Annotated in this window: 16 protein-coding genes; 7 read left to right on the top strand and 9 right to left on the bottom strand. The window is 69.7% G+C overall.

Annotated features, from left to right (window positions below; translation table 11 throughout):
* Position 1: 1 nt before the first annotated feature.
* Both AB0O76_RS37960 and AB0O76_RS37965 read left to right on the top strand, forming a co-directional pair.
* The gene (locus AB0O76_RS37960) at positions 2–886 is read left to right on the top strand and encodes a sterol desaturase family protein (RefSeq protein ID WP_365501243.1); all 885 of its coding nucleotides are present in this window, start codon (positions 2–4) and stop codon (positions 884–886) included.
* Positions 883–1,650, top strand: coding sequence for a lysoplasmalogenase (locus AB0O76_RS37965; RefSeq protein ID WP_365501245.1), 768 nt, complete (start codon positions 883–885; stop codon positions 1,648–1,650). The genes AB0O76_RS37960 and AB0O76_RS37965 overlap by 4 nt, the downstream gene beginning before the upstream one ends.
* Positions 1,651–1,681: 31 nt before the next feature.
* Here AB0O76_RS37965 and AB0O76_RS37970 read toward each other — a convergent pair whose 3' ends face one another.
* The 4 genes from AB0O76_RS37970 to AB0O76_RS37985 form a co-directional block, all read right to left on the bottom strand.
* Complete coding sequence (locus AB0O76_RS37970; RefSeq protein WP_365501315.1) at positions 1,682–2,677, bottom strand: CopD family protein; 996 nt, start codon at positions 2,675–2,677, stop codon at positions 1,682–1,684.
* Between the two features lie 147 nt (positions 2,678–2,824).
* On the bottom strand, positions 2,825–4,252 hold the full coding sequence (locus AB0O76_RS37975; RefSeq protein ID WP_365501247.1) for a CoA transferase: 1,428 nt from the start codon (positions 4,250–4,252) through the stop codon (positions 2,825–2,827).
* A 256-nt stretch (positions 4,253–4,508) separates the two neighbouring features.
* Positions 4,509–6,095 (bottom strand): S8 family serine peptidase, encoded by a 1,587-nt coding sequence (locus AB0O76_RS37980; RefSeq protein WP_365501249.1) that lies wholly within the window; start codon positions 6,093–6,095, stop codon positions 4,509–4,511.
* A gap of 14 nt (positions 6,096–6,109) precedes the next feature.
* The gene (locus AB0O76_RS37985; protein ID WP_365501251.1) at positions 6,110–7,651 is read right to left on the bottom strand and encodes a S8 family serine peptidase; all 1,542 of its coding nucleotides are present in this window, start codon (positions 7,649–7,651) and stop codon (positions 6,110–6,112) included.
* Positions 7,652–7,990: 339 nt separating this feature from the next.
* Here AB0O76_RS37985 and AB0O76_RS37990 point away from each other — a divergent pair, with 339 nt between their 5' ends.
* From AB0O76_RS37990 to moaA, 3 genes are all read left to right on the top strand, one after another.
* Entirely contained in the window at positions 7,991–8,356 is a 366-nt protein-coding gene (locus AB0O76_RS37990) for a DUF485 domain-containing protein (RefSeq protein WP_365501253.1), read from the top strand.
* A complete protein-coding gene (locus tag AB0O76_RS37995) occupies positions 8,353–9,984 on the top strand; it encodes a cation acetate symporter (protein WP_365501255.1) in 1,632 nt (543 codons plus the stop codon). Before AB0O76_RS37990 ends, AB0O76_RS37995 begins: the two co-directional genes overlap by 4 nt.
* A 181-nt stretch (positions 9,985–10,165) precedes the next feature.
* On the top strand, positions 10,166–11,164 hold the full coding sequence (gene moaA, locus AB0O76_RS38000) for a GTP 3',8-cyclase MoaA (RefSeq protein WP_365501257.1): 999 nt from the start codon (positions 10,166–10,168) through the stop codon (positions 11,162–11,164).
* 16 nt (positions 11,165–11,180) lie between these two features.
* Here the strand turns inward: moaA and AB0O76_RS38005 are convergent, their stop codons facing one another.
* Together AB0O76_RS38005 and AB0O76_RS38010 are read right to left on the bottom strand one after the other, a co-directional pair.
* Entirely contained in the window at positions 11,181–11,396 is a 216-nt protein-coding gene (locus AB0O76_RS38005; RefSeq protein WP_365501259.1) for a hypothetical protein, read from the bottom strand.
* 189 nt (positions 11,397–11,585) lie between these two features.
* Complete coding sequence (locus AB0O76_RS38010; RefSeq protein WP_365501261.1) at positions 11,586–11,975, bottom strand: DUF3099 domain-containing protein; 390 nt, start codon at positions 11,973–11,975, stop codon at positions 11,586–11,588.
* A gap of 215 nt (positions 11,976–12,190) precedes the next feature.
* Between AB0O76_RS38010 and AB0O76_RS38015 the strand changes: the two genes are divergently transcribed.
* A complete protein-coding gene (locus AB0O76_RS38015) occupies positions 12,191–12,466 on the top strand; it encodes a GlsB/YeaQ/YmgE family stress response membrane protein (RefSeq protein WP_365501263.1) in 276 nt (91 codons plus the stop codon).
* A gap of 76 nt (positions 12,467–12,542) precedes the next feature.
* On the opposite strand, the gene tyrS is transcribed toward AB0O76_RS38015, so the two are convergent.
* The 3 genes from tyrS to AB0O76_RS38030 form a co-directional block, all read right to left on the bottom strand.
* Complete coding sequence (gene tyrS / locus AB0O76_RS38020; RefSeq protein WP_365501265.1) at positions 12,543–13,811, bottom strand: tyrosine--tRNA ligase; 1,269 nt, start codon at positions 13,809–13,811, stop codon at positions 12,543–12,545.
* Positions 13,812–13,876: 65 nt separating this feature from the next.
* Positions 13,877–15,277 (bottom strand): TldD/PmbA family protein, encoded by a 1,401-nt coding sequence (locus AB0O76_RS38025; RefSeq protein WP_365501267.1) that lies wholly within the window; start codon positions 15,275–15,277, stop codon positions 13,877–13,879.
* A complete protein-coding gene (locus tag AB0O76_RS38030) occupies positions 15,274–16,797 on the bottom strand; it encodes a TldD/PmbA family protein (RefSeq protein ID WP_365501269.1) in 1,524 nt (507 codons plus the stop codon). The genes AB0O76_RS38025 and AB0O76_RS38030 overlap by 4 nt, the downstream gene beginning before the upstream one ends.
* A gap of 187 nt (positions 16,798–16,984) precedes the next feature.
* Here AB0O76_RS38030 and fabG point away from each other — a divergent pair, with 187 nt between their 5' ends.
* Positions 16,985–17,704 carry a 3-oxoacyl-[acyl-carrier-protein] reductase gene (gene fabG / locus AB0O76_RS38035; protein WP_360763827.1) on the top strand — a complete coding sequence of 240 codons (720 nt, stop codon included), beginning with the start codon at positions 16,985–16,987 and terminating at the stop codon, positions 17,702–17,704.
* The last annotated feature ends 2 nt before the right edge of the window (positions 17,705–17,706 follow it).

The raw sequence follows: 17,706 nt of genomic DNA on the forward strand, positions 1-17,706 counted from the left end.
CATGCCGCCGAACCTGCCCGATGTCGTGCTGTGGTCCATACCCGCCTTCGTGCTGCTCACCGTCGTGGAGATCGTGAGCCACCGGATCCATCCCGATGAGGACGCCGCCGGGTACGAGACGAAGGACGCCGCCACCTCCATCACCATGGGGCTCGGCAGCCTCGTCTTCGACTTCCTGTGGAAGATCCCGATCGTCGCCATCTACACGGCGATCTACACGCTGACGCCGCTGCACATCCCCGTGCTGTGGTGGACGATCCCGCTGATGCTGCTCGCGCAGGACTTCTTCTACTACTGGTCGCACCGCGGACACCACGTCATCCGCATCCTGTGGGCCTGCCACGTGGTGCACCACTCCAGCCGCAAGTTCAACCTCACCACGGCGCTGCGCCAGCCCTGGACGAGCCTGACGGTCTGGCCGTTCTACGTCCCGCTGATCGCACTCGGCGTGCACCCGGCGGCGCTCGCCTTCTGCTCCTCGGCGAACCTCGTCTACCAGTTCTGGATCCACACCGAACGCATCGACAAGCTGCCCCGGCCCTTCGAGTACGTCTTCAACACCCCGTCGCACCACCGCGTCCACCACGCGTCGCAGGGCGGCTACCTGGACCGCAACTTCGGCGGCATCCTCATCATCTGGGACCGCATGTTCGGCTCCTGGGTGGCGGAGACGGACCGCCCGGTCTACGGCCTCACGAAGAACATCACCACGTACAACCCGCTGCGGGTGGCGACGCATGAGTACGCGGCGATAGCGAAGGACCTGAGGACAGCAACAACTTGGCGCGAACGGGGCGGCAGGCTGTTCAGGGGCCCGGGCTGGCAACCGCAGACACAAACCCCCGCGAGCAAGGCCCCTGAGCCGGTCCCGGAGAGCGCCGCATGAGCCCGTCCTCAGCTGTGGGCAGGCGTTCCGCAGGGCGGAACGGGTGGGCACAGCCCTCACTGCCGGGCACCGGTGAAGCGGGGTCCAGGGCAAGGCTGCTCCTGGCCGCGTTCGCCTTGGCGGCGACAGGTGACCTGGCAGCACTGCTGGCGGACTCAGGCACGGTCCACACCATCTTCAAGCCCCTCCTCATGCCGCTCCTGGCGGCGTACGTAGCCACGGTCAAGGGCCCTCGCCTCCTGATCGCCGCCGTCCTCTTCGGCTGGGGCGGCGACGTCCTGCTCCTCTCCGACGCGGACCCCGCATTCCTCGCGGGCATGGGCTCCTTCGCGGCAGGCCACGTCTGTTACCTCGTGCTCTTCAAGAGGCACGGCAAGGGGTACGGCACGGCACGCGCGCGTGGAGCCGCACTCGTCACGGCGTACGCGGCAGCCCTCATCACGACCGTCGCGCTCCTCTGGCCCGACCTCCCGGCGGACATGCGCGGCCCGGTGGCGGGTTACAGCCTGCTGCTTACCGCGATGGCTTTCGGCGCGACCACGCTGGGCCTCACGGCAGCGGCGGGCGGCGCGCTCTTCCTCCTGTCGGACACCCTCATCGCGACCGGCGTCGCCGAGTGGCCGCAGGCTCCCAGGCCCGACTTCTGGATCATGCTCACGTATATCGCCGCGCAGTTCCTGCTGGTCAGAGGCGTTCTGGCGGCGCTGAACGCGCGGACTGCGCCGCCCCCGACGTACGGTGAAGGGTGGACAAGCACGCCCTGAGGGGGTTCCGGCGTACGACCTGTGGGCGTACTCACCAGCGAATCGGCAGCGGCAGCGCGGTGAGCAGCGCCGACACGACCACGACGAGGCCGAGCGCGATGACCTCCCCGCGCGCGGGGGCGTACGCGGAGACGGGATCGGCGGCCTTGCGCAGCCGGACGCGCGCGAGCAGCGCCATGACGGCGACGGCCACCACCAGGAGCAGCTTGGCGAGCAGCGTGCGTCCGTAGGCCGTGTCCGTCAGCTGGTCGAGCACGGTGCCCGGCGGCATCCGGCGCAGCGTGCTGCACACCCCCGTCACGGTGATCGCGGCGAGCAGGAAGGCGGCCACGCGCGCGTAGAGGCCGAGAAGCGCTCCGCCCTCCCGGGGAGCGGACCTCCGCCACAGCCGCAGCGTGCGCAGCACGTGCAGCAGGCCGCCCGCCCACAGCACCCCGCAGGTCAGATGGATCAGTGTCAGGCCGGACCCGACCAGCGGGGTGTCCTCCGTCGGAGGGTGCGCGCGCAGCGCCTCCGCGACGATCACCGCGGCGAGCGGCAGGGCGGCGGTCGACGGGCGGCGAGACCTCGAGCACAGCAGCGCCACGATGAAGGCGTTGACCTCCAGGAGCGCGAGCCTGCCGTCCCGCGTCTGATAGAGACCGCCGATATCCATGTCGGAGAGCTGATGCGGCACCAGATTGCCGGTGGCCACCACGGAGGCGAGCCCCAGCGTCGCGACGATGCCCGCGCACGCCGCGCAAGCCGCCCAGCTCCGTGGCTCGCGCTCCAGCGGCGCCCCCGGCACCCGGCGGGCAAGGCGGATCGCGTACAGCTCGCCCAACTGCACGCAGAGCGCGGCGAACACGACCGTCCGCAGGAACGTGATCCCCGGCGTGCCCGGCGCCTCGGCCTCCCCGGTGCCGTTCAGCGCGGCCGACGGGCCGAGCAGCGGGATCAGGGCTGCGACGGCCACCAGGACGAGGACGGCGACGGCACGCGCCGTCGACGGGCGGCCGCGCGGCGCGCGGTGGGACGCACGGGGCACGGAGGCGGCCGCTTCGGCGGCTGCCTCGCCCCCGGGTTCGGCGGACGGTTGGATGGGACTCACCACAAGATCTTCACCAGGTGCCCCCTTAACGGGCAAGTCCTGGCAAACAACTGGCGGAATCCCATTCCGCCCGACGGGGTCTCTTCATCGCCACTCGGGCGTATCCGTGCCCCAACGGCCGGGCGGCCGCGACCAGTTGTCAGGACCGCCCGCGAAGGACACCGGCGGCAGCGCGTACCGCAGCCGCCCCAGGGGACTGTCCGTCTCGGCCAGCCAGGGGGTGGGGTCGTACGTGGTGCCGGTGCTGTCCGGGCCTTCCTCGGGCCCGGTCCCGCCCCCGAGGGACGCCCCCGTCAGCCACCCCGCCGTCTGCGCGAGCGTCAGGCTCACACCCCACGCGCCCCCGCCCGCCATCGCCTCGGTGAGCGAACGCAGGACGGCGGCGGCCAGCAGATGGCCCGTGCCGTGGTCCAGGGCCTGGGCGGGCAGCGCGCCAGGCCGCTCGGGTGACCCCTCGACGGATGCGATCCCCGAAGCGACCTGCACCAGACTGTCGAAGCCGCGCCGCCCGGCCCACGGCCCGTAGTCACCCCACGCCGAGAGCTGCGCCACCACGATCCCGGGCCTGCGCTCGGCCAGCGCCCGTGGGGCGAGCCCGAACCGGTCAAGGGCCCCGGGGCGGTAGCCGGTGACGACCACGTCGGCCCCCGCGAGCAGCTCGTCGAACGTCCGCAGGTCCGCGCGCCGCGCCAGGTCCAGCGTCGCGGACCGCTTCCCGAAGCCGGTGTCCGCGTGCTGGTCCGGGAGTTCGGGCAGCCGGGGCGAGTCGATCCGCAGCACGTCCGCGCCGAGCAGCGCCAGCGTGCGGGTCGCGACGGGGCCCGCGATGACCCGGGTGAGGTCGAGGACGCGGAGCCCGGCAGCGGGCAGCAAGGGGTCGCCGGTGAGCGCCGGAAGGGACCGCGCGGGCCCCTCGCCGATCCGCTCGCGGCTCAGCAGCGGCCGCTCGGCGACCGCGGCGCCCTGCCGGTGCTTCGCCCACTCCTCGGGCGTACGCAGCGCCACGGCGAGCCCTCCGGCGGCGTACACGGCGTCCTCCACGTCCACGGCGGGCAGCTCGGCGAGCCGGGCGGCCACGGAGTCCACCGGGTCGGTGGAGTCGGCGGATTCGGCAGAGAGCCCGAGCGCGGCCAGCAGCGCCGCCCGGTGGTGCGGATAGTTGGCGTGCGTCCGCACCCAGCCGCCGTCGCCGGTGCGCCAGAAGCCGGACAGGGGAGCGAAGGTGACGGGCTCGCGGCCGTCCACGAGCAGCTGCCGCTCGCTGGTGAACGCGACGGCCACCGCCCCGTCATCTACCTGGACTTGGGGCACGGCCCGCCCGGTGCGCGCCGCCGTCAGTTCCGCCGCGGCGAGCGCGCAGGCGCCCACGCAGGCGCGGGCCAGCTCACGGACGGGCAGCCGCGCGGGCAACGCCCCCGCGCGTACGACGGGTTCGACACGGGAGAGGAGCGCGGCATCGCCCCCGAGCGCCGCCCAGGCCGCGCGCGTACCGGTCATCGGTGTCTGCGTCATGCATGCACTATGCCTGGCGGTGTCCAGGGTGTGCCCGTGGCCGTCCCACGGAAGTCGCGCCACAGCCACGCCCGATCGCCGCCCGCACCACGTAGGCGCCGCCGACCGCGCGGTAGAACCGTCGAGGCACCCAGCTTTCGATGTCGACCGAGCCGAATGCGGGGTTCCGATAGGCGTACATGGAGCGAGATCCTCTCGCGAAGGGCCGGGCGGTCCGCAACCGCCCGGCCCCTCTGCGCAAGTGAAGGCGAATCCGCTACTTCCGCACGGCGTCCAGCGCGTCGATCATGCCCACGCCGTAGAAGCCGTTCTTGTTCTTGCCGCCCGCGCACACCGCGTCGACCTTGCCGTCACCGTCGATGTCGTACGGATCGGTGCACTTCATGGCGTCGGCCTCGCCGTAGAGCAGCGCCTTCACCTTCGCCGAAGAGGCGTGCGGATGGGCCGACTTGATCAGCGCGGCCACGCCCGCGGCGTGCGGGGACGCCATCGACGTACCCGCCTTGTAGCCGAACTTGCCGCCCGGCAGCGTCGACAGGATGCGCCCGTCGGTGGCCGGCGCGTCCGGCGTCTGGAACTTCGTCGAGTCGCCGCCGGGTGCGGCGATGTCGATGACGCCCTTGCCGTAGTTCGAGAACGAGGACTTGATGCCCTTCGCGCCCGTGGACGAGACGGTCACGACACCCGGAAGCTGCGACGGCAGGTCGAAGCAGTCCGCGGTCTTGATGGTCCGCTCCGTGGGCGTCGTGTCGTCCGGGCTGGAGTCGTCGACGATCTCGTCCTGCGCGAGGTCCGTCTTGGCGTTTCCGGCCGCCGCGACATTCACCGCACCCTTGCGCTCCGCGTACCGGGTGGCCCGCCCGACGGCGTCGACCAGGGCCTTCTGGTCGTCGTCCGTCTTGCAGTTGAACAGCCACGGGTCCGTGTAGTAGCTGGAGTTGGTGACGTCGACTCCGTGATCGGCAGCCCACATGAAGCCGCAGACCACGGCCTCCGTGTAGTACATGCCGGTCGCAGGCTCGGCCACCTTCAGGCTCGCCACCTTCACGCCAGGAGCGACACCGGTGACGCCGGTGCCGTTCTTCGCGGCGGCGATCGTGCCCGCCACGTGCATGCCGTGGTCGCTCTCCTTGGCCACCGGACGCCACGCGTTGTCCTTCTGCACGGGCACACCGCCCAGGCAGCTCGCGGACGCCTTCGCGTCGAAGTTCGGCGCGATGTCCGGGTGCGTGTCGTCCACGCCGGAGTCCAGGACGCCGACGGTGACATCGGCGCTGCCGAGCGACTCCTTGTGGGCCTTGTCCGCCTTGATGGCGGGCAGGTCCCACTGGAGCGGCTCGAGCTCGTCCTGGCCCGCGCCCGCCTGCCCTGCGGCCTTCTCGGCCTCGTCGGCGGTCAGCGGCCGGTCGGCCTCGAGCGCGTCGTCGGACTGCGCGGACAGCGGCGCCGTCCGCGTGGCGCCCGCCGACTGGACGCCCTTGGCCTTGCGGATCTCCTTGGCGAAGTCCGCGTTCGACGAGTGGACGACGATCACGCCGATCCTGTCGTACGCGATGACGACGGTGCCGCCCGCCTTGGCGATGGCCTTCTTCACGTACGCCGATGTCTTGGCGGACGGTGAACTGCCGGGACCCGAGCGGACATTGACGACGTAGCTCATCGACGTGCCGTCCGCGAGGGAAGCGCCCAGGGCGTCCACGACGGACGAGACCGGGCCGCCGGTCCGGGACACGGCGTCCGGCTGGGCCGACGCCGTCCCCGGCAGGAAGGCGACGGCCGAGGCCACCGCCATGCCGAGGGGGAGTGCGAGCACGCGGCGGGAGCGCGTGAAGGGTGCGGTCATGGTGCGGGAGCCCCTCACTTCTTCACGGCGTCGAGCGCGTCGACGATCCCGCTGCCGTAGAAGCCGTTCTTGTTCGTGTCGCCCTCGCAGACCGCGTCGACATCGCCGTCACCGTCCGGGTCGTACGGCTCCGTCGGGCAGCCCGGGTTGTCGGCCTGCTTCTTAAGAAGGCGCTGGAGTTCGGCGGGGCTCGCCTTGGGGTGCGTCGACTTCAGGAGCGCGGCGACGCCAGAGGCGTGCGGCGATGCCATCGACGTGCCCTGCAGCCAGCCGTACTCGCCGCCCGGCATCGTGGAGAGGATGCGGCCGTTCTTCGACGGGGTGTCGCCCGGGATCTGGTACTTGTCGCCGCCGGGGGCCGCGACGTCGATGACACCCTTGCCGTACGTGGAGTAGTACGACTTGAGGTCCTTCACGCCCGTCGCGCTGACCGTGACCACGCCCGGCAGCTGCGTCGGGACGTCGAAGCACTCGGAGGGGTCGATGGTGCGCGGCACCGGCGTCGAGTCGTCCGGGCTTGAGTCGTCCAGGATCTCGTCGGAGGCGAGGTCATGGTTGGAGTTGCCCGCGGACGCCAGGTTCAGGGTGCCCTTGCGCTGTGCGTACAGCTGGGCCCGGTTGACCGCGTCCACGATGGCCCGCTGGTCCGGGTCGTCCATGCAGTTGTAGAGCCACGGGTCCACGTAGTAGCTGTTGTTCGTGATCTCGATGCCCTTGTCGGCGGCGAACACGAAGGCGCAGACCACGCTCTCCGGGAAGAACAGCTCGCTGACCGGGTCGGCCACCTTGATGCCCGCGACCTTCACGCCGGGCGCGACACCCGCGACGCCCACGCCGTTGCGCGCGGCGGCGATCTCGCCGGCCACGTGCGTGCCGTGGTAGTGCTCCTTCTTCTCCGGACGCCAGGCGCCGGGCGAGGTGTCCGCCTTGCCGCCGACACAGCTCGCCGACTGCGAGGCCGAGAAGCTGGGAGCGAGGTCCGGGTGGGTGTCGTCGACTCCGGTGTCGATGACGCCGACGGTGACCTTGCCGCTGCCGGGGTTGATCTTCGCTGCCTTGTCGGCGCCTATCGCGCGCAGGTCCCACTGGTCGGCTTCCATCGGCTCGGCGTCCGGACCGGCCTGCTTCTGGAGCGACTTGGCCTCGGCCTTCGACACGAAGGTCGGGGCGCCCTCCTCCGTGGTGCCCGCGGCGGTGAGGGGCGATGTGCGCGTCGCGCCCGCCGACTGGACCCCCTTGACCTTGCGCATCTGCTTGCCGAACTCGGGGTTGGCCGAGTGCGCGACGATGACGCCGATCTTCTCGTAGGCGACGACGACGGAACCGTCCGCCTTGGCGATCGCCTTCTTGACGTACTCGATCGTCGCGTGGTCCGGGCGGGTGTTGACGACGTACGCGAGCTTCGGGGCCTCGGCGTTCGCCGATGCGCCTGCGGTCACGGGGGCGTCGGCGGGGACCGCGGTCGCGACGCCGGGGGCGAAGCCGACCGATGCCGCGAGTGCGATACCGAGCGGCACGGTGAGCGCGACGCGGCGTCTGGAGCGCAGATGAGCCATGGGATCTCCACATCATCCGGATACGTGAACTGCCCGAACACAAAAGGTGGTCGGGCAGGTACATGACGGGTATTGCAGAGTGAAGCTATCCCCAGAACTCCCAGGCCAGCAACGGGTTCTTGAAGAAATCGGGGAGTGTGGCCGGGTCGACGTCGCCGTGATGACGTTGAAAAGGAAACGGAAGCAACATCAACCCCCCTGTCGGATCACGTCCCGTGGCCTTAGCATCGCCATCCGTGGCTCACGTGATCCGCGTCACGCGGGATCAGAACGCAGGATCAGAGAGGGCCCATGGATCAGCTGAATGTCCCCACCGCACCCGCACCACGAGGAGACTCCGTGGCCACCGATGCACCGCCGCCTTCGAAGGGCGGCGCAGACACTCCCCATGCCCCTTCCACGGAGGAGTTCATCCAGGAGCAGGAGAGCCCGGAGTTCGGTGAACTCCGCCGGGCGCACCGCTCCTTCGCCTTCCCGCTGACCGTCGCGTTCATCGTCTGGTACCTGGCTTACGTGCTGCTCTCGAACTACGCGGGCGACTTCATGGGCACCAAGCTGTTCGGCAACATCAATGTCGCCCTGGTGCTCGGCCTCGCGCAGTTCCTGACCACGTTCCTCATCGCCTGGTGGTACTCCCACCACGCGGCCACCAAGCTCGACCCCAAGGCCGAGGCGATCAAGTCCCGTATGGAGGGCGGCGCATGAGCCCCGCGCTGAACACCACAGTCCTGGCCGCGGGTGAGGCGAGCGAGCACCGGCCGCTGATCATCTCCCTGTTCGCCGTCTTTGTCGTCGCCACCCTGTTCATCACCGTCTGGGCAGGACGCCAGACCAAGAGCGCCGCCGACTTCTACGCGGGCGGCCGCCAGTTCACCGGCTTCCAGAACGGCCTCGCGGTCTCCGGCGACTACATGTCGGCGGCGTCCTTCCTCGGCATCGCGGGCGCGATCGCCCTCTTCGGGTACGACGGCTTCCTCTACTCCATCGGCTTCCTGGTCGCCTGGCTCGTGGCACTGCTCCTGGTCGCCGAGCCGCTGCGCAACTCCGGGCGCTACACGATGGGCGACGTGCTCGCCTACCGGATGCGCCAGCGCCCGGTGCGCACGGCCGCGGGCACCTCCACGATCATCGTGTCGATCTTCTACCTCCTTGCGCAGATGGCGGGCGCGGGCGTCCTCGTCTCGCTGCTGCTCGGCATCACCTCCGACGCGGGCAAGATCGGCATCGTCGCCCTCGTCGGCGTACTGATGATCGTGTACGTCACCATCGGCGGCATGAAGGGCACCACCTGGGTGCAGATGGTCAAGGCCGTCCTGCTCATCGCGGGCACACTCCTGCTGACCTTCCTGGTGCTGCTCAAGTTCAACTTCAACGTCTCCGACCTGCTCGGATCGGCCGCGTCCAACAGCGGCAAGGGCACGTCGTTCCTGGAGCCGGGCCTGAAGTACGGCGCCACGTCCACCTCGAAGCTGGACTTCATCTCGCTCGGCATCGCCCTGGTCCTGGGCACCGCCGGATTGCCGCACATCCTGATCCGCTTCTACACGGTGCCGACCTCCAAGGCCGCGCGTAAGTCCGTGAACTGGGCGATCGGCATCATCGGTTCCTTCTACCTGATGACGATCGCGCTCGGCTTCGGCGCCGCGGCGCTCATCAAGCCGGCCGAGATCATCGAGTCCAACCCGGCGGGCAATACGGCGGCACCGCTGCTCGCGCTGCATCTGGGCGGCGTCGACTCCTCGTGGGGCGCGATCCTGCTCGCCACGATCTCGGCGGTCGCGTTCGCCACGATCCTCGCGGTCGTCGCGGGTCTGACGCTGGCCTCGTCCTCGTCGTTCGCGCACGACATCTACGCCAACGTCATCAAGAAGGGCAAGGCGTCGGAGAAGGAGGAGATGAAGGCGGCCCGCTGGGCGACGGTCTTCATCGGCATCATCTCCATCGCGCTCGGCGCGCTCGCCCGCGACCTGAACGTGGCCGGTCTGGTCGCGCTCGCCTTCGCGGTCGCCGCGTCCGCCAACCTGCCGACGATCCTCTACAGCCTCTTCTGGAAGAGGTTCACCACCCAGGGCGCGCTGTGGTCGATCTACGGCGGCCTCTTCACCGCGGTCTTCCTGGTCCTCTTCTCGCCCGTCGTCTCCGGCAATCCGAAGACCTCGATGTTCAAGGGCGTCGACTTCCACTGGTTCCCGCTGGAGAACCCGGGCCTCATCTCGATCCCCGTCGGCTTCCTGCTCGGCTGGCTCGGCACGATGCTGTCGAAGGAGGAGCCCGACAAGGGCAAGTACGCGGAGCTGGAGGTACGGTCCCTGACCGGCACCGGAGCCCACTGATTCCGGCTCATTCCGCCCGAACACGCACGTCAGCGGCCGCGTCGTAGATCGTTTGGTAGATCTCTACGACGCGGCCGCGCCGCTCCTCGTGGGATCGGGCCCGCCTCGATGTCGGTCCCGTCACGTAGGCTCGTCAACATCTGAACCGGATTGGCCGAACAGGATCAGGGAGGGGGCCCACGTGCTCATCGACACCTACGGCCGAGTGGCCACCGATCTGCGGGTTTCACTGACCGACAAGTGCAATCTTCGGTGCACGTACTGCATGCCCGAAGAGGGCCTGCAGTGGCTGTCCAAGTCCGAGCTCCTCAGCGACGACGAGATCGTCCGCCTCATCCGGATCGCCGTGACACAGCTCGGCATCAAGGAGATCCGTTTCACCGGCGGCGAGCCCCTCCTGCGCCCCGGCCTCGTCGGCATCGTCGAGCGCTGCGCCCAGCTGGAGCCGCGCCCCAAGATGTCCCTGACGACGAACGGCATCGGCCTCAAGCGCACCGCGAAGGCCCTCAAGGCCGCGGGCCTGGACCGGGTCAACGTCTCCCTGGACACGCTGCGGCCCGACGTCTTCAAGACCCTCACCCGCCGCGACCGGCACAAGGACGTCCTCGAAGGCCTCGAGGCCGCGCGCGACGCGGGCCTCACCCCGGTCAAGGTCAACACGGTCCTGATGCCGGGCCTGAACGACGACGAGGCCCCCGACCTCCTCGCCTGGGCCGTCGAGAACGAGTACGAGCTGCGCTTCATCGAGCAGATGCCCCTCGACGCCCAGCACGGCTGGAAGCGCGACGGCATGATCACCGCAGGTGACATCCTGCAGTCGCTGCGTACGCGCTTCGAGCTCACCGACGAGGGCTCCGGCGAGCGCGGCTCGGCGCCCGCCGAGCGCTGGATCGTGGACGGCGGCCCGCATCGCGTAGGCGTCATCGCCTCGGTCACCCGCCCCTTCTGCTCGGCCTGCGACCGTACGCGGCTCACGGCCGACGGCCAGGTCCGCACCTGCCTCTTCGCCACCGAGGAGACGGACCTGCGGGCGGCCCTGCGCTCCGACGGCGAGGACGGCTCGGACGAGAACATCGCCCGGATATGGAAGCTCGCCATGTGGGGCAAGAAGGCGGGTTCGGGCCTCGACGACCCGACGTTCCTGCAGCCCGACCGCCCGATGTCGGCGATCGGCGGCTAGGCGGCCGCAGCCGCCGCTAGCCCTCCCGCGCTTCCCACTCGGCCAGCGTGACGACGTCCTTCAACATGCCGCGTACGCCCAGGAATTGGGAGAGGTGCTCGCGGTGCTCGTCACACGCGAGCCAGGTCTTGCGACGCTCCGGCGTGTGGATCTTCGGGTTGTTCCAGGCGAGCACCCAGACCGCGTCGGCGCGGCAGCCCTTGGCGGAACAGATCGGTGTTTCGTCGCTCACAGGTAACGTCCAAGTGCGTTCAAAACAAGGCGACGCCGAGCAGCCACGGGGGGAGCTGCCCGGCGTCGGTCTGTCGCTCCGACGGGGGATGCGGAGCGCGTACGAAGTATGTCACGGGGGACCCGGTGCCTGGCACCGGAACTACATGATTGATCTGAGCTTTTCTTGAGCTTGGCGCAACGTCGACGGTCAGTTCTGGTGGCCGGAAGGTGCGTCGGGCTCACCGGACTTGGGGCCCGTGCCGGCTTCCGGGAAGGGTTCCGCGGACTCGGTCCTGGCGGCCGGTGGAGCGATCATCGGCCGTGACGGCGCCGGTACGAAGGTCGACGGCAGCGAGGGCGCGTTCTCCCGGCCGGCGTTGGCGATCACGACGGAGATGTACGGGAGGAGGATCCCGAGCACCAGAGCAACGAAAGCGACATGCCGCTCGACGTTCCACAGGACGGCGGCGGCAATGACCGAAAGAGTACGGACCGACATCGAGATCACGTAGCGTCGCTGCCTGCCGCGCACGTCCTCCGCGAGGCCCTGCCGGGCTCCGGTGATCCGGAAGACCTGGGCACTGCTCTGCTTCCGCATCACATTCCACCGCCTGCTCACAAGACGCCGGACTCTCCCCGGCCCGGACCCGTTCAACGTTACGCCGGGGCTGCGCAGGCTACGAGACCGGGGCCTGTCCCATCTCGGCGCACTTCCTGCGCCATGCCACGTATGGGGGTTCCCGACATGCGCCGTATGGCGGACAGGCCGACACTGACCGTAACGCTCATGTTGAGCCGTATGAGGAGGCAGCTATGGGCTGGTTGTGGGCCATCATCGTGGGGTTCGTGCTGGGGCTGATCGCCAAGGGGATCCTGCCCGGAAAGCAGCACAGCCCGCTCTGGCTGACCACGATCTTCGGCATCATCGGCGCGATCATCGGCAACTCACTGGCCGCCGGCTTCGGCATCGACGAGACCAGAGGCATCGACTGGGGGCGGCACGCCCTGCAGCTGGGGGCCGCGCTGGTCGTCGTGGGTCTCGGCGACATGGCGTACAAGATGGTCAAGGGAAGCAAACAGTCGGCGTAGGCGCCCTGCCTCGCCGCATGCCGAAGGGGCCGGTCCACGCGGACCGGCCCCTTCGACGTGCGTACGGTTCAGCGGGTCAGCCCGCGGTGACCTCGACCGCGGCCAGGTTCTTCTTGCCACGTCGAAGGACGAGCCAGCGACCGTGAAGCAGCTCGTCGCGGGACGGCACGGCGTCCTCGGCGGCGACCTTCACGTTGTTCACGTAGGCACCGCCCTCCTTGACCGTGCGCCGGGCCGCGGACTTGCTGGCCACCAGGCCGACCTCGGCGAAGAGGTCCACCACCGGGCCGAGCTCGGCGACCTCGACGCGCGGCAGCTCCGAGAGCGCCGCGCCTAGCGTCGCCTCGTCAAGATCGGCGAGATCGCCCTGGCCGAAGAGCGCCTTGGACGCTGCGATGACCGCGGCGCACTGGTCGGCGCCGTGCACCAGCGTCGTCAGCTCCTCGGCGAGCGCACGCTGCGCGGCGCGCGCCTGCGGACGCTCCTCGGTCTGCTTCTCGATCTCCTCGAGCTCCGCGCGGGGCTTGAAGGACAGGATCCGCATGTACGTCGAGATGTCCCGGTCGTCCACATTCAGCCAGAACTGGTAGAACGCGTACGGCGTGGTCATCTCCGGGTCGAGCCAGACGGCGCCGCCCTCGGTCTTGCCGAACTTGGTGCCGTCCGCCTTGACCATCAGCGGCGTGCCCATGGCGTGCACCGTGGTGTCCGGCTCCAGGCGGTGGATCAGGTCGATGCCCGCCGTGAGGTTGCCCCACTGGTCGCTGCCGCCGGTCTGGAGCGTGCAGCCGTACCGCCGGTAGAGCTCCAGGAAGTCCATGCCCTGCAGGAGCTGGTAGCTGAACTCCGTGTAGGAGATGCCCTCCTGGGACTCCAGGCGACGGGCGACGGACTCCTTGGTGAGCATCTTGTTCACCCGGAAGTGCTTGCCGATGTCGCGCAGGAACTCGATGGCGGAGAGCCCCGCGGTCCAGTCCAGGTTGTTGACCATCGTCGCGGCGTTCTCGCCCTCGAAGGACAGGAACGGCTCGATCTGGGTGCGCAGCCTGCCCACCCAGTTCGCGACCGTCTCCGGGTCGTTCAGGGTGCGCTCGGCGGTCGGCCTGGGGTCACCGATCTGACCCGTCGCGCCGCCGACCAGGGCGAGCGGGCGGTGCCCCGCCTGCTGGAGCCGGCGCAGGGTGAGGACCTGCACGAGGTGCCCCACGTGCAGGCTCGCCGCGGTCGGGTCGAACCCGCAATAGAACGTGACGGGACCGTCCGCGAGCGACTTGCGCAGTGCATCTTCGTCAGTGGACAGGGCGAAAAGTCCCCGCCACTTCAGCTCGTCGACGATGTCCGTCACGGTCCTGTGTCTCCTTGAAAGGTTCGAATGGGTACGCGTCACTCTTACGCGTCAGTCTATGGGCGTCACACGCCCTGGCTGACCGAGCTCATGTTGAAGTCGGGGATGCGCAGGGCGGGCATCGCAGCCCTGGTGAACCAGTCGCCCCACTCCCTGGGCAGCGTCTTTTCCGTGCGCCCGGCCTCGGCGGCCCGCGACAACAGGTCGACCGGCGACTCGTTGAAACGGAAGTTGTTCACCTCGCCCACGACCTCGCCGTTCTCGACGAGATAGACGCCGTCCCGGGTGAGCCCGGTGAGCAGCAGCGTCGCCGGGTCGACCTCGCGGATGTACCAGAGGCAGGTGAGCAGCAGGCCCCGCTCGGTGCCCGCGACCATCTCCTGAAGGGAGCGGTCGGAGCCGCCGTCGAGGACGAGGTTGTCGATCGCCGGGGCGACCGGAAGCCCGGTCAGGGCCGCGCTGTGCCGGGTGCTCGTCAGATGTGTGAGTTCGCCCGCCCGCACCCAGTCGGTCGCGGCCAGCGGAAGCCCGTTGTCGAAGACCGACGAGTCGCCGCCGGACGCGTGCGCGAGCACGAACGGCGCGGACTCCAGGCCCGGCTCGTTCGGGTCGCTGCGCAGGGTCAGCGGCAGCTCGGCGAGCCGGTCGCCGACGCGGGTGCCGCCGCCCGGCTTGGAGAACACCGTGCGGCCCTCGGCCGCGTCCCGGGCCGATGCCGACCACAGCTGGTAGATCAGCAGGTCGGCGACGGCGGTCGGCGGAAGCAGCGTCTCGTACCGGCCCGCCGGCAGATCGATACGCCGCTGGGCCCACCCCAGGCGCTGCGCGAGCTCCGCGTCGAGCGCCGCCGGATCGACGTCCTTGAAGTCCCGGGTGGCCCGCCCGGCCCACGCCGACTTCGTCCGGTCCGGGCTCTTGGCGTTGAGCTCAAGCGTCCCGTTGGGCTGGTCGTGCCGCAGCCTCAGCCCCGTCGACGTACCGAGATAACTCGATACGAGCTCGTGGTTCGCGAAGCCGTACAGCTCGCGCCCGCCCGTGCGGGCCCGTGCGAAGGCCTCGCCGAGCGCGGGGGCGAAGTCGGCGAAGACCGCGGACGAGGTCTCGGCGGGGGCGTCCCTGAAGTCCGCGGACTCCTCGCCGCCGGTCACCAGCGGCTGCGCGTCCTCGGCGGGCCCGGCCCCGCGCGCGGCATGCTCGGCGGCACGCACCAGCGGCTCGAGATCGTCCGCGGTCACGGCCGAGCGCGAGACGACTCCGGATGCGGTGCCCTCCTTGCCGTCGACGGTGGCGATGACGGTGAGGGTGCGGCCGCGGGTGACGCCGTTGGTGGTCAGGGCGTTGCCCGCCCAGCGCAGATTCGCCGTCGACGCCTCGTCGGCGATCACGACGCAGCCGTCGGCGGTGGACAGTTCGAGGGCGCGCTCGACGATCTCGTGCGGCTTGGTGCTGCGACTCGACGAGCTCATCGCCCCGCCTCCTGGGTGGTGTTGAGGATGTTCACGCCCCGGAACAGGGCGGACGGGCAGCCGTGCGACACCGCGGCGACCTGTCCGGGCTGGGCCTTGCCGCAGTTGAACGCGCCCCCGAGGACATAGGTCTGCGGACCGCCGACCGCCGCCATCGAACCCCAGAAGTCGGTGGTCGTCGCCTGGTACGCGACATCGCGCAACTGGCCGGTGATGCGGCCGTTCTCGATGCGATAGAAGCGTTGCCCAGTGAACTGGAAGTTATACCTTTGCATGTCAATTGACCATGAACGGTCACCAACGACGTAAATGCCCCGGTCGACGCCCGAGATCAGGTCCTCGGTCGAGAGCCCGCCCGGATCCGGCCGCAGCGACACGTTCGCCATCCGCTGCACCGGTACATGTCCGGGGGAGTCCGCGTAGGCGCAGCCGTTGGAGCGCTCGAAGCCGGTGAGCTTCGCGATGCGGCGGTCCAGTTGGTAGCCGACCAGCGTGCCGTCCTTCACCAGGTCCCAGGACTGCGCGGCCACGCCCTCGTCGTCGTACCCGATGGTGGCCAGGCCGTGCTCGGCGGTCCTGTCGCCCGTCACGTTCATCAGCGACGAGCCGTAGGCGAGCTTGCCGAGCTGGTCGAAGGTGGCGAAGGAGGTGCCCGCGTACGCCGCCTCGTAGCCGAGCGCGCGGTCGAGCTCGGTGGCGTGGCCGATGGACTCGTGGATCGTCAGCCAGAGGTTCGAGGGGTCGACGATCAGGTCGTACAAGCCCGCTTCCACGCTCGGCGCCCGCATCTTCTCGGCGAGGTGCTCCGGGATGCGCGCGAGCTCCGCGTCCCAGTCCCAGCCGGTCCCAGTCAGGTACTCCCAGCCGCGGCCGACCGGCGGCGCGATCGTCCGCATCGAGTCGAACTCGCCGCTCGTCTCGTCCACGGCGACCGCGGTGAGCTGCGGGTGGAGGCGCACCCGCTGCTGCGTGGTCACCGTCCCCGCCGTGTCCGCGTAGAACTTGTTCTCGTGCACCGTGAGCAGCGAGGCGTCGACGTGCGAGACCCCGTCGGCGGCGAGCAGCCGGGAGCTCCACTCGGCGAGCAGCCCGCTCTTCTCCTCGTCCGGCACGGAGAAGGGGTCGATCTCGTACGAGGAGATCCAGGTCTTGTCCGCGTGCACCGGCTCGGCCGCGAGCTCGACCCGCTCGTCCGACCCCGCGGCCTTGATGACCTGCGCCGACAGCTTCGCCATCGCCACGGCCTGGGACGCGACCTTCGCCGCCGCGTCCATCGTCAGATCGACGCCCGATGCGAACCCCCAGGTCCCGCCGTGCACCACACGGACCGCGTAACCGAGGTCCGTGGTGTCCGACGAGCCGGACGGCTTGGCATCCCGCAGCCGCCAGGACGCGCTGCGCACCCGCTCCAGGCGGAAGTCCGCGTGGTCGGCGCCCAGCGCACGCGCGCGGGCAAGCGCGGCGTCCGCGAGGGCCCGCAGCGGCAGCGCAGCGAAGGCTGCATCGATGGAATGAGGCACGGAATGTCTCCCTGCTGTCGGCACCGGTCAGGTCAGATCATGTCGCGCGTGTGGGCCCGTGGGCCACAGTTTTCTGTAGGGACCCGACAGCGAGTCCGGTACGCCACTGTCGGTCGCCGATTCTCCGTATGGAGCACCGTACCGATAGGTTTTCGAGGTACCAGACAGCTATCGAAAGGGTGATCCGTTGAGCCGCTCGGTTCTCGTCACCGGAGGAAACCGGGGCATCGGCCTCGCCATCGCCCGCGCCTTCGCCGATGCCGGTGACAAGGTCGCGATCACCTGCCGCTCGGGTGAGCCGCCCCAGGCACTCGCGGAGCTCGGTGTCCTCGCCGTCAAGTGCGACATCACCGACGCGGAGCAGGTGGAGCAGGCCTACAAGGAGATCGAGGAGAAGCACGGTCCGGTGGAGGTCCTGGTCGCCAACGCCGGGATCACCAAGGACCAGCTCCTCATGCGCATGTCCGAGGAGGACTTCACGTCCGTCCTCGACACCAACCTCACCGGCACCTTCCGTGTCGTGAAGCGCGCCAACCGCGGCATGCTGCGCGCCAAGAAGGGCCGTGTCGTACTGATCTCCTCGGTCGTCGGCCTGATGGGCGGCCCCGGGCAGGCGAACTACGCCGCCTCGAAGGCTGGTCTGGTCGGCTTCGCGCGCTCGCTCGCCCGTGAGCTCGGGTCGCGCAATCTCACTTTCAACGTCGTGGCGCCCGGGTTTGTCGACACCGACATGACCAAGGCGCTGACGGACGAGCAGCGCGCGAGCATCATGGCGCAGGTACCGCTCAACCGTTACGCGCAGCCCGAGGAAGTCGCCGCCGCGGTGAAGTTCCTCGCCTCGGACGACGCCTCGTACATCACTGGAGCCGTCATTCCCGTTGACGGCGGATTGGGCATGGGTCACTGATC

It is taken from the genome of Streptomyces sp. NPDC086554, assembly GCF_040686095.1.
GTDB lineage: Bacteria > Actinomycetota > Actinomycetes > Streptomycetales > Streptomycetaceae > Streptomyces.